General features: G+C 59.7%; 12 protein-coding genes and 2 pseudogenes. 10 read left to right on the forward strand and 4 right to left on the reverse strand.

Going from position 1 to position 11045, the window contains the following annotated elements; translation table 11 throughout:
• The 7 genes and pseudogenes from ACRXB1_RS19560 to ACRXB1_RS19590 form a co-directional block, all read left to right on the forward strand.
• A pseudogene (locus ACRXB1_RS19560) lies at positions 1–207 on the forward strand (enoyl-CoA hydratase/isomerase family protein); the annotation flags it as partial.
• A gap of 47 nt (positions 208–254) precedes the next feature.
• Positions 255–1643, forward strand: coding sequence for an MFS transporter (locus tag ACRXB1_RS19565; protein ID WP_062002924.1), 1389 nt, complete (start codon positions 255–257; stop codon positions 1641–1643).
• A gap of 14 nt (positions 1644–1657) precedes the next feature.
• Positions 1658–3169: an aldehyde dehydrogenase gene (locus ACRXB1_RS19570; RefSeq protein WP_062170811.1), complete on the forward strand. Its 1512-nt coding sequence runs from the start codon at positions 1658–1660 to the stop codon at positions 3167–3169.
• Between the two features lie 233 nt (positions 3170–3402).
• Positions 3403–4776 carry a sigma-54 dependent transcriptional regulator gene (locus ACRXB1_RS19575; protein ID WP_062170813.1) on the forward strand — a complete coding sequence of 458 codons (1374 nt, stop codon included), beginning with the start codon at positions 3403–3405 and terminating at the stop codon, positions 4774–4776.
• Positions 4777–4865: 89 nt separating this feature from the next.
• Entirely contained in the window at positions 4866–5072 is a 207-nt protein-coding gene (locus tag ACRXB1_RS19580; RefSeq protein WP_143325597.1) for a hypothetical protein, read from the forward strand.
• Between the two features lie 28 nt (positions 5073–5100).
• Complete coding sequence (locus ACRXB1_RS19585; RefSeq protein ID WP_062170817.1) at positions 5101–5316, forward strand: hypothetical protein; 216 nt, start codon at positions 5101–5103, stop codon at positions 5314–5316.
• A gap of 123 nt (positions 5317–5439) precedes the next feature.
• Positions 5440–6384 (forward strand): histone deacetylase family protein, encoded by a 945-nt coding sequence (locus tag ACRXB1_RS19590; protein ID WP_449492933.1) that lies wholly within the window; start codon positions 5440–5442, stop codon positions 6382–6384.
• 4 nt (positions 6385–6388) lie between these two features.
• Here the strand turns inward: ACRXB1_RS19590 and ACRXB1_RS19595 are convergent, their stop codons facing one another.
• Positions 6389–6904, reverse strand: a complete 516-nt coding sequence (locus ACRXB1_RS19595; protein WP_075359027.1) for an SLATT domain-containing protein — start codon at positions 6902–6904, stop codon at positions 6389–6391.
• Between the two features lie 875 nt (positions 6905–7779).
• Between ACRXB1_RS19595 and ACRXB1_RS19600 the strand changes: the two genes are divergently transcribed.
• Positions 7780–8511, forward strand: a complete 732-nt coding sequence (locus ACRXB1_RS19600; RefSeq protein WP_449492934.1) for a Crp/Fnr family transcriptional regulator — start codon at positions 7780–7782, stop codon at positions 8509–8511.
• An 85-nt stretch (positions 8512–8596) separates the two neighbouring features.
• Here the strand turns inward: ACRXB1_RS19600 and ACRXB1_RS19605 are convergent, their stop codons facing one another.
• Positions 8597–8833: a hypothetical protein gene (locus ACRXB1_RS19605; protein ID WP_062002932.1), complete on the reverse strand. Its 237-nt coding sequence runs from the start codon at positions 8831–8833 to the stop codon at positions 8597–8599.
• A 531-nt stretch (positions 8834–9364) separates the two neighbouring features.
• Between ACRXB1_RS19605 and ACRXB1_RS19610 the strand changes: the two genes are divergently transcribed.
• The gene (locus tag ACRXB1_RS19610; protein WP_086382831.1) at positions 9365–9535 is read left to right on the forward strand and encodes a hypothetical protein; all 171 of its coding nucleotides are present in this window, start codon (positions 9365–9367) and stop codon (positions 9533–9535) included.
• A gap of 21 nt (positions 9536–9556) precedes the next feature.
• Positions 9557–9865 carry a putative quinol monooxygenase gene (locus ACRXB1_RS19615; RefSeq protein WP_086382830.1) on the forward strand — a complete coding sequence of 103 codons (309 nt, stop codon included), beginning with the start codon at positions 9557–9559 and terminating at the stop codon, positions 9863–9865.
• Positions 9866–10180: 315 nt separating this feature from the next.
• On the opposite strand, the pseudogene ACRXB1_RS19620 reads toward ACRXB1_RS19615, so the two are convergent.
• A pseudogene (locus tag ACRXB1_RS19620) lies at positions 10181–10918 on the reverse strand (methyl-accepting chemotaxis protein); the annotation flags it as partial.
• Between the two features lie 12 nt (positions 10919–10930).
• On the reverse strand, positions 10931–11045 hold a 115-nt coding region (locus ACRXB1_RS19625; RefSeq protein WP_449492935.1), incomplete at its 5' end, for a MetQ/NlpA family ABC transporter substrate-binding protein.

Here is an 11045-nt window from a genome sequence, read left to right on the forward strand (position 1 = left end):
TGCCTCGTGACCCGCGTCTGCGCGCCCGACGCGTTGCAGGCGGACACCGATGCGCTCGTTGAACGAATCCTCGCACTTGACGAAACCGGCGCGCGGCAGTGCAAGTCCTTCTTCCAGAACGCGGAGGAAAGCTCGCTCGAACACAACTTCCGGTGCGCGACGGAAACGCTGACGGTGTCGGCGTTGCGGCTGATGGCATCGAAATAACTGGTCATGCATTACGACAAACCCTCGATGGTTTGCAGGAGACGGAAATGAATGTGAATGCAGGCGCACGCCTGGACCGGCTGCCGGTATCGGGCTTTCACAAGCGCATCATGTGGCTGATCGGGATCGGCATGTTCTTCGACGGCTTCGATATCTACGTGGCCTCGACCGTCCTCGGCGCCACGCTGCAAAGCGGTTTTTCCACGCTCGGCCAAAACGCGCTGTTCGTGTCGCTCACATTCTTCGGCATGATGCTGGGCTCGCTGGCGACGGGTTTTCTCGGCGATCGATTCGGCCGGCGCTTCACGTACCAGACCAACCTGATGGTATTCGGCATCGCCTCACTGGGCGCTGCGCTCGCGCCGAACATGATGGTGCTGATCGCTTTTCGCTTCGTGATGGGCCTGGGGCTCGGCGCGGAAAACGTCGTCGGTTATTCGACGCTGACCGAGTTCGCGCCGCCCGCGTCGCGCGGCAAGATGCAGGGACTGATGGCCGTGTTCGTGGTCTCGGGCTTGCCGGTGGCGGGATTGATCGGCCTGTTTCTGATCCCTGCCATGGGCTGGCGTGCGATGTTCGTGCTCGGCGGGATCGGCGCAATCGGCGTGTGGTACGCGCGTAAATCGCTGCCGGAGTCCCCGCGTTGGCTGGAGTCGGTCGGGCGCCATCAGGATGCCGAAGCAATTCTCTCGAAGATCGAAACGGAAGTGAAGGCCGAACACGGCGGCACGTTGCCCGCGCCATCGCCGAAGCCTTCCGTTGCGCCCTCGCGTGCGCTGGGCTCGCTTTTTACCGGGGCGATGTTGCCGCGCATGATCGTTGGATGCGTGACGCTGGTGGTGATCAACACCTTGCTGTATGGCTTCGTTACCTGGCTGCCCACGTTTTTCGTTCATCAGGGTTTCAGCATTGCGAAGTCGTTCGGCTATGCGCTCGTGATGTCTATCGGTGCGCCCATCGGTTCGGGCATCGGCGCATTGACCGCCGACCGGTGGGGCCGCAAGCCCACCATCATCGGCGCATCTTTCCTTGCGATCATCTTCGGCGCTATTTATCCGTTCGTGAGCAACCCGGTCATGTTGCCGGTCGTCGGGCTGCTGCTCGTGATCCCCATTTATGTGCTGGTCGCCCTGCTGTTCGCGATCTACGTGCCCGAACTGTTCCCGACTGAAGTGCGCCTGCGGGCGTCGGGCATATGCAATACGCTTGGCCGGGGTGCGACCATCGTCACGCCGTTTATTGTTGTGGCGCTCTTCGGGCATTACGGCGTAGTCGGCGTGCTCGCATTGATGATCGGCTTGCTGGCCATTCAGATCGTGGTGGTGGCATGGCTCGGTGTGGAACCGACCGGCCAGCGCCTGGAAGATATTCAGCCGACGGACGCCCCCGCGCGTCTCGATGTCGGCGCCGATACGCGGGTGTCCCCGCTCAAGTAAACGGAGAAAGCAAGATGGATGCAGTGAACAAGCAGTTCCTGAGCGCGCAGTTGTTCATAGACGGGAAGTTCGTCGACGCCGCCTCGGGCGAGACCATGGACATCATCAATCCGGCCGATGGCGCGGCGATCGGCACGCTGTCGAAGGCATCTGCCGAGGATGTCGACCGCGCGGTGCAGTGCGCACACAACGCGTTTGAAAGCGGCGTATGGCGCGACATGCCGTTCCAGCAACGTGCGCGCGTGATGAACCGGTTTGCCGATCTGTTCGAAGCCGACCTCGAAAACTTCTACAAGCTGGAGACGCTCAACAACGGCCGGCCGATCGTCGAAACGCGTGCGCAGATATCGCGTTTGCCGCAGTTTTACCGATACTTCGCCGCGCTTGCACTCACGCGCCGCAGCGATGTGATTCCTATCGAAGGGCCGTATCTTTGCTATACGCAGCGCGTGCCGCTCGGCGTGTGTGCGTTGATGACATCGTTCAATCATCCGCTGATGATCCTGTCGAAGAGCCTGGCGCCTGCGCTTGCGACCGGTAACAGCGTCGTGATCAAGGCGTCGGAGCAGACACCGCTCACCACCGTTCGCCTCGTTGCTTTATTGCAGCAGGCGGGTGTTCCGGACGGCGTCGTGAACGTGATCAACGGCGAGGGTAAGGAAGCAGGCGCCGCGCTGGCGCGCCATCCGCTGATTGCAAAGGTCGTGTTCACGGGCGGCACGGAGGTCGGTCGCTCGATCGGTGAAGCGGCCGCGCAGACCTTTGCGCTGACGACGCTCGAACTCGGCGGCAAGGGCGCGGTGATCCTGTTCGATGACATGGACATCGATCGCGCGGTGAACGGTGCGGCGTTCGCGGCGTTTATCGGAGCGGGGCAGACGTGCGTGTGCGGCGCGCGCCTGCTGGTGCAGGAAACCATCTACGAGAAGTTCCTGGAGAAATTCCGCGCGAAGGTCGAGGCGATCCGCGTGGGCGATCCCGCCGATCTCAACACGCAACTGGGGCCGGTCATCTCCGGACGCTCGCGTGCGCGCATTCTCGGCATGCTGGAACGCGGCATTGCCGACGGCGCGAAGCTGCTTGCGGGCGGCGGCATTCCCGCGCATCTCAGCGAAGGTTTCTACCTGCAACCCACCGCGTTCTACGACGTCGATCCGAAATCGGAACTCGGCCAGGGCGAAGTGTTCGGTCCAGTCACGGTGATCATGCCCTTCAAGGACGAAGCGGATGCGCTGCGCATTGCCAACGACACTCAGTTCGGTCTTGCGGCGTCCGTGTGGACGCTCGACGTGGCGCGAGCCCACCGCGTGGCGAGCAAACTGGTGTTCGGGATGGTCTGGATCAACGATCACCACCGGCTGGACCCGGCTTCGCCTTGGGGCGGCTTCAAGAACAGCGGGGTAGGGCGGGAGACCGGGATCGAGTCGTTCGATCAGTTCAGTGAGCCGCGTGCGGTGACGGTCAACACGAGCGGCGTCACGGTCGACTGGTATGCCGATGACGGCCAGCTCAAGCGCCTTAATTAATCAGGCGACAATTTAACTTAAGAGATGGCCGGTCTTGCTACCGGCCTTTTCTGCATATTTTTCCTATCCCCGCTGATTCGTGAGACTGCAACGGCAATACATGCCTCAACTGTTTATATCAAGTTTCTAAATTGATCTAAAGAATCAAAACCGGTTTAACGTTTGCCCCGGATACTCGGACCCGCTTGCAGCGTGCATACTACGTCATACAAATAAAGCAATGAGAGAAAACCATGCACGGGGAAAAAAGGCCGCTTTACTACGTAGGACGCACGCTGCATCCGCCTTTGCGGGCGCGCCTGAAGGAACGTGCGTGGAAAGTCGAGGTGCTAGAACCGGGTTCGGTACCCAAAGCAGGGCCGCGGCAACCGTCGGCGGGGATTCTCGACTTTTCGTCGCTCGAATTTCCGGCGGACCTGCGTTACCTTCACGAACTTCTGGCAAGTTCGATGACAGGCTGGGTTGCGCTCGGCCATCGTGAAGACCTGGAAGACGCGACCGTGCGCGGCCTGATTCGCGATTATTGCTTCGACTACATCACGCTGCCCACCTCGGATGACCGCGTAGTCGATGCCGTCGGCCACGCGCTCGGTATGGTGGCGTTGCAGGTGAATACATCGAATGACGTACGCGACGGCCATCCCGAAGGCGAGATGGTCGGATCCTGCGAGGCCATGCTTACGTTGTTCCGCTCGATCCGCAAGGTCGCGATGACCGATGCGCCCGTTTTCATTTCGGGCGAATCGGGCACGGGCAAGGAACTGACCGCAGTCGCCATTCACGAACGCTCGACCCGGCGAGATGAGCCGTTCGTCGCTATCAACTGCGGCGCCATTCCCGCGCATCTGCTGCAATCGGAACTGTTCGGGTACGAGCGCGGCGCGTTCACCGGCGCGAATCAACGCAAGATCGGACGGGTGGAAGCGGCGAACGGCGGTACGCTTTTCCTCGATGAAATCGGCGACCTGCCGCTCGAAAGCCAGGCGAGCCTCTTGCGTTTCCTGCAGGAGCGCAAGGTCGAACGGCTTGGCGGACACGGGTCGACACCCGTGGACGTGCGCATCATTTCGGCCACGCACGTGGACATGCAAACGGCGATGATCGAAGGGCGCTTTCGCGCCGACCTGTACCACCGTTTATGCGTCCTGCAACTCGATGAACCGCCGTTGCGCGCACGCGGCAAGGACATCGAATTGCTGGCGAAGCACATGCTCGACCGCTTCAAGAAGGAAGCGAGCCGGAAACTGCGCGGTTTTGCGCCCGATGCCATCGCTGCAATTCACAACTACGGCTGGCCCGGCAACGTGCGCGAGCTGATCAACCGGATCCGGCGGGCAATCGTGATGTCCGAAGGGCAGCAAATCGGCGCCAGCGATCTCGAACTCGCCGATTACGTGGAAGTCGCACCGGTGTCGCTTGCGCAGGCGCGCGAATCCGCGGAACGGCAGGCAATCGAGCTTGCATTGTTGCGTCATCGCGGACGTCTCAGCGACGCCGCGCAGGAACTCGGCATCTCGCGAGTCACGCTTTACCGCCTGTTGACCGCGCACGGCTTGCGCGCGGACGTCAGCACCGTGCCGGCGCAGGATTCCCGGCCTGCGGCGTGACGCTTTATCGAGAAAACGAATCGGCACGAAAAGCTTCGCTTGGTCACACGGACGAACCGTATATCTTTGTGACAGGTGTGCAATCGGTCATGTCCCAGCTCGTTCAGATCCGCGCCGACCTCGCAAGGGGAACGGGCGGCGGGGTTCATGTCGCGACGCACGCGTATCATTGCGATTCGGTCGAGGGGATGGACCGGCTCTTGAGCGACGTCCGTGCAAGACGTATCAGTGAAATCAGTGTCTCGGAGTCGCAGTGGGGCGTCCGGCGGCTGGTGATCAACTATTTTGGCGCGTAGGTTTCGCATCTGTGCGCCGGAGATTTCGATGAGACACAAGACCCGCGGCGTGGTGATCGTGCCCATACTGATTGGCCTCGCGGTCGCTGCGGTCGTCTGGGTCGCGAGTTATCGCGGCGGTGGACCGAAACTGGTGGACACGGGCGGTTCGCCTTCGGCCTCGGCTCTGGCGGCTACCCCATTTGCCGCAAGCGGTTCAAGCGTCGCGCCCGCGACCCAACCCGTTGAAACAGCAAAATATTGACGCTTCAGGTCATGCATAAGCAAAGACCTATGATTCGTTAAACAATGTCTGATTATCGTGTACGCTTGGACGGCCTTAAGCTTGCTGGTTTGAGTTGCAGCAAAACTTGAGGCGTTCATTGCAATGCACAGCACGATCATTCTCTCCCATCCCGCCTGCCTCGAACATCGTCCCGGACCGCATCATCCAGAGTCACCGGAACGTCTGAAAATCGTGCTGGACACGTTGCGATCGCCTGAGTTTGCATCGCTCAAATGGCGCGACGCGCCGCTTGGCACGATCGAACAGGTCCAGTTGATCCACGATCCAGAATTTGTGGACGACGTTGCCCAAATGGCGCCGAGCCACGGCTACGTGCCGCTCGATGGCGGCGATACCGTAATGTCGCCGGGGTCATGGGAGGCTGTGATGCGTTGCGTCGGCGCGGCGTGTGCTGGCGTCGATGCCGTGATGAACGGGGACGCCCGCAACGCATTCTGCGCGACGCGGCCATGCGGTCACCATGCGGAACCATCGCGAGCGATGGGCTTCTGCATCTTCAACCAGGCCGCGATTGCCGCTGCCTACGCCCTGGAAACGTTCCAGCTTGAACGCGTCGCGGTCGTCGATTTCGACGTCCATCATGGCAACGGCACGCAAGCTGCATTCTTCAATCGCCCGGAATTGTTCTACGCGTCGAGTCACCAGTCGCCTTTATATCCGGGAACGGGCGCGGCATCCGAAACAGGCGTGGATCACAACATCGTCAACGTGCCGTTGCCGCGCGGCTGCGATTCCGCGCTGTTCCGCACGCGCATTGACTCCGGCATGCTGCCGGCGATACGCGAGTTCGATCCTCAGCTCATCATCATCTCGGCGGGTTTTGATGCACATCGGCTCGATCCGCTTGCGGGTCTGAACCTCGAGGACAGCGATTTCGAATGGATCACTACGGAATTGGTGCGTATCGCCGATACCGCGTGCGAAGGGCGCATCGTTTCGATCCTGGAAGGCGGTTATAGCCTTGAAGCCCTGGCTGCCGGCACGACCGTGCACGTGCGCGCGTTGATGGGCACTGTGGCCGATTGACGATTCATTTCGAGCCGCTGCGCTCGCCTGCCGACATGTCCTGCTGCGTCTTGATGAAGACGTCTGTCGGCACGTTCGGGACTTCCTGCGCCAGGCGGTCGAGTTCCTCGCGAATCTCGACGAAATCGTGTGCCGCACGCGTGTCCGGCGACCGCGCATAAATGGCCTCGAGCCTTCGCCTGATGGCGCCATAACGGGCGCCTGCCGCGCGATGCTGCTCGGCTCGCTCGGCATAGCGCAGGAACGTCTGCAGCGACGCCATCACCGATGCCAATACACTGACCAGACCGATCACGATCCTCACCAAAGGCGATACGCCTGTGGCGATCATTGACAAGAACGCGCCGGTCCCGATCAGGGCAGTCAGCGCGATCACCGAGACGCCCAGTCCACGATTGCGTCTGCCGAGCAGGTTGGCCATGTCGTAGTGACTCATCTGCGACTCGCGCGCGCGGCGGATCCACTTCAGCAAAAGAGAATCGGTATCGATGGCCGGCTCGTAGTCGCCGAGTGTTGACATGGGTTGGCTTCCTTTTTGTTCGCCACATGGACGGGTCATTATCGGGGATGGCATTGCGGCGCGCACGCCGGGACGAAACCCGGGGAATCTCTCGCGTTGCGGCTCGCTTAGATATTGTCGAGTCGTAGTTGCGCCAAAATTTCTTCGCAAACGTTTGGCCCGTCAAGGGCATTGACGGGGCACTGGCTCTATCGTTCTGCCACTACCGCCACGATGTTCGCCAGAACACGTTCGCTTTCGAAGCATTAAAACAAGAACGCAACATTTTCAGTTCGCCTCCGAATTTCGCATGCAAGTTGAAGCGGACCCCGCCCACACTGGGCTTTCGCCACACCAGAGGGGCTCGGCGATACATCGGGCGTCCCTCGGACGATCCAACTCAGCTCGATGGAACAGTTCTGCATCATTTTTAAATCGCCTGATGAATGGCCTGTCTGTAGGGGTTTATCCCCCTTAATTTCAACGTGTTTCAGCAGGCATTTAAGTCCGCAAGGCGCTACTGGCAAGGCATTCGGCAGACAAAACCCGCGGATGACATTCGTCGGATGGTTCCGCGCATACTTCCGCCCCAATGTTCAGAAGTGAAACATAAATCTTTTCGGGTCCTGTGTGCGGTGCGGCATATCCAGCCTGCCCCCTTGCTGGCATTGGGTTTCGCCCCTCTTGGCACGGTCCTCGCTAATAGTGAGGTGCAGCACTCGCTGGTGTCGTAAAAGCCGGAACGACAAACAGGCAATACGACAATCACGAGAACTGCTTACGGGGCTGGCCGCTTTGATGTTCACGATGGATGCCACCAGATGCATCCACTGAACTCAAGGCAGGCTGGAATAAAAAGTACGGCGCACAGCGCAAAAATATAAGAGAAGACCATCATGTTGACGCTTCAATCCGACCTGCACGGCAATCATCTTTTGGGCGCGCTTCCGGCGCACGAATGGCAAGCGCTCACGCCCCACCTCGAACTCGTTCAATTGCGTACGGACCAGTTGCTGTGTGATTCGGGACAGCGGATTCACTTCGTATATTTCCCGACGACCGCCATCATCTCGCTGCTTCACACGATGGAAGACGGGGGTTCGGCCGAGATCGCCGCGATCGGACGCGAAGGCATGACAGGTGTTCCAGTGCTGACGGGCGGCGACACCATGCCCACGCGCGTTCAGGTCCAGTGCAGCGGGTTCGCGTACCGGATGAGCGCAAGCGCCTTGCGTGAGCACTTCAACCGTTCTGATTTTCTGCGCCGCCTGATGCTGCTGTATATGCAAGCGCTGTTGACGCAAGTGGCGCAGACGGCCGCATGCAACCGTCATCACTCGCTTTCCAAGCAGTTGTGCCGTTGGTTGTTGATCGAGATCGATCGTACGCCGACGAATAACCTGCAGGTCACACAGCAGATGATTGCCGACATGCTGGGCGTGCGCCGGGAAGGTGTGACGGAAGCAGCGGGGAAGCTCCATGACGCGGGCCTGATTCACCACAGCCGCGGTTGCATCAAGGTGCTCGATCGGGCCGGTCTTGAAGCGCGTGCGTGCGAATGCTACGGCATCGTCAAGCGTGAATTCGACCGCATGCTGCCGCGCATGCGCCAGACTGAAGAAATTTGATGAGGGTAGCGAGCGAAACGACGGCCCCGGATTCGCGCAAGCCGCGAGTCTGGTGAAAGCCCGTTACGCAGCTTGAGGCAATGTTCTAACGTGAAGTATTAAGCGGGCCGCCCACGCGATACCGGCGACGCGCAAGCACTTCACTCATTTCAAGTTCAGCGGCTTCGGCATCTCCGGCCTCGGCTAGCGCTCGAGCCATCTGAAACGCTTCGCGCTCCGCTTCATTGGTAGGCTGCAGTTGTTCCAGCATGGCTTCAATGCGGGAGTGTGCGGTGCGAAATGTCGTCGATGGCTGTTCAAGCAAATTGGAACGTGTTTGCATGGCGCGTCCTGTCTGAAATTTCAGTGCTAGGGTTTTTACTAACCTTAGCACACGACATATTTATCCGTGCAAGACGTTAGGTGAGAACTGTTTGACCTGGCTTACGTGTTCCTTTCGTGCCTGACGATTACGCATCGTTTGTCTTTCGTTGTTCTACTGCGTCCAGTACGGCATCGGGGTTTGTCGCCGCTTCCAGCATTTCCGTTTCCCATCTTCGCGCCTGGCGAATTCCGAGACCTATCCAGATTGCCGTCGATGGCATTGGATATCCTGCGTTCGGTGTCGCTTTGAGGCGCCTCGTTTTGTGGCATGGCCGTGCCTGACTATCCGCGAAAATCTTGCCTGCTGTTTGTGCGACAAAAATCATCGGCGGACCCGACGGCCCCTCCCTGCGAGTCATGGAGGCATGCGCCTTGCGAATGGCCTGATAGGTGGCGAAAAAAGCTGTCGCCCGCGCCGCAACTGCATTCGTGCACGTTCGGCTCCCGCCGGTTTCAGCCCGCTCCCATCAACTCTCCATTAAAGGTTTCCATGACTGATCCACGCAACGTTGCACACGACAAGAAAGTACAGCAAGAGAAAAAGCATCACGGCGAGGAGATTGCTCCTGAAGCGGTTCATGCTCCACAGCCAGGGAAGAAGCCGCATTTGAAGGAAGATGAAAACAAGGCAACGCCATCGGACGATGAAACCGCCAGCTAGTAGCACATTCAAGGAGAAACTATGGCTGAAGTCTTGAATGTCATCGCCATCATGAAGGCGAGTGCCGGTAAGGAAGATCAGTTGAAGGGCTTGCTGCTTGACGCGTTGCCCAAGTTCCAGGCAGAGCCGGGTTGCCTCGCGTACACGCTGCTCAATGACCTTGAGCAGCCGACGCGCTTCATCACTTACGAGGCATGGGAAAGCGAAGCTGCATTACAGGCGCATATGAAGGCGCCCACACTTACGCAGGCAACACCGGTCATGAAAGAAATCTTGGCCGAGCCAATGGAACAAATACGCTTGAATGCGCTTCCCGGAAGCACGCTGTAGTCGTTCAATGCACCCCTCGCATGGGGCGACCTGCAATTCGCTTTAAATTACTCAGCCGGAGATATCATGGATTTCGCAACCCTGGACTCAACCATTCCCGAACCGCCGCCAGACGCTCCGAACCCCGGACCATCGCCTTCAGATGTGCCCGATGTCGGCAGCCCGGAGCCAGAACCGGATCAGCGTTGAGACTGCCGGAATGCGGGTCAAGCAGTCGTAAAGTGGCTTTGCACGTGTGTCGAGAAGACCGGCTGAATTCGTTCAGTCAGCCGGTCGTTCTCATGCTCGGGTTCCGAAGACTCGGTCATCTGGATCTCAACCTGCCATGTGCCCACCCGGCGCAGTGGCAAGCCGGAATTGCGACACACTTTCGATTAGCCGTCTGCCCTGGGTTTCGAGCGATTGCGAAGCGGCCGCAGCCTCTTCCACCAGCGCGGCGTTCTGTTGCGTTACCTGGTCCATTTGCGTGATTGCGAGGTTGACCTGCTCGATGCCACGGCTCTGGTCGCCCGAGGCAGAGGAGATTTCACCAAGGATGGTGGTGACGCGCGAGACGGCCTCTGTCACTTCTGAAATGGTGACGCCTGCTTCGTCCGCAAATTGCGAGCCTTGGCGGACGTTGTCAACCGACGTCGAGATGAGCCCCTTGATCTCCTTGGCCGCACTGGATGAACGCTGGGCGAGGCTGCGTACTTCGGACGCGACGACCGCGAAACCGCGCCCCTGTTCGCCGGCGCGCGCCGCTTCCACGGCGGCGTTGAGCGCGAGGATATTGGTCTGGAACGCGATGCCTTCGATAATGCCGGTGATCTCCGCAATCCGGCCTGAGTTGTCGCTGATCGCCGCCATGCTGTTCACGAGACGGCCGACGACTTCATTGCCGCGTGTCGCGACATTCGATGCGTCCGCTGCAAGCGTGCTCGCGAGCACGGCGTTCTCTGCATTGCTGCGCACGGTCGAGGTCAACTCGTCCATGCTCGAGGCGGTTTGCTGCAAGGACGCGGCTTGTTGCTCCGTACGGGAGGACAAGTCGATGTTGCCCGCGGCAATTTCCGGAATGTCCAGTTACCAGGCAGCGATCACCGCACCGGCATACTTCCCTTCGATAAACTGCTTGACTGCCGCCGAGTGATACGCGGCAACCAGCTTCGCAACCCAAGGCTTGTCCTTGTCGGCGGCG

It is taken from the genome of Caballeronia sp. M23-90 (assembly GCF_053574605.1).

What these genes read in the sequence shown, in the direction of transcription:
- ACRXB1_RS19565 (WP_062002924.1), top strand. Translation starts at nt 255, where the DNA reads ATGAATGTGAATGCAGGCGCACGCCTGGACCGGCTGCCGGTATCGGGC.
- ACRXB1_RS19570 (WP_062170811.1), top strand. Translation starts at nt 1,658, where the DNA reads ATGGATGCAGTGAACAAGCAGTTCCTGAGCGCGCAGTTGTTCATAGAC.
- ACRXB1_RS19575 (WP_062170813.1), top strand. Translation starts at nt 3,403, where the DNA reads ATGCACGGGGAAAAAAGGCCGCTTTACTACGTAGGACGCACGCTGCAT.
- ACRXB1_RS19580 (WP_143325597.1), top strand. Translation starts at nt 4,866, where the DNA reads ATGTCCCAGCTCGTTCAGATCCGCGCCGACCTCGCAAGGGGAACGGGC.
- ACRXB1_RS19585 (WP_062170817.1), top strand. Translation starts at nt 5,101, where the DNA reads ATGAGACACAAGACCCGCGGCGTGGTGATCGTGCCCATACTGATTGGC.
- ACRXB1_RS19590 (WP_449492933.1), top strand. Translation starts at nt 5,440, where the DNA reads ATGCACAGCACGATCATTCTCTCCCATCCCGCCTGCCTCGAACATCGT.
- ACRXB1_RS19595 (WP_075359027.1), bottom strand. Translation starts at nt 6,904, where the DNA reads ATGTCAACACTCGGCGACTACGAGCCGGCCATCGATACCGATTCTCTT.
- ACRXB1_RS19600 (WP_449492934.1), top strand. Translation starts at nt 7,780, where the DNA reads ATGTTGACGCTTCAATCCGACCTGCACGGCAATCATCTTTTGGGCGCG.
- ACRXB1_RS19605 (WP_062002932.1), bottom strand. Translation starts at nt 8,833, where the DNA reads ATGCAAACACGTTCCAATTTGCTTGAACAGCCATCGACGACATTTCGC.
- ACRXB1_RS19610 (WP_086382831.1), top strand. Translation starts at nt 9,365, where the DNA reads ATGACTGATCCACGCAACGTTGCACACGACAAGAAAGTACAGCAAGAG.
- ACRXB1_RS19615 (WP_086382830.1), top strand. Translation starts at nt 9,557, where the DNA reads ATGGCTGAAGTCTTGAATGTCATCGCCATCATGAAGGCGAGTGCCGGT.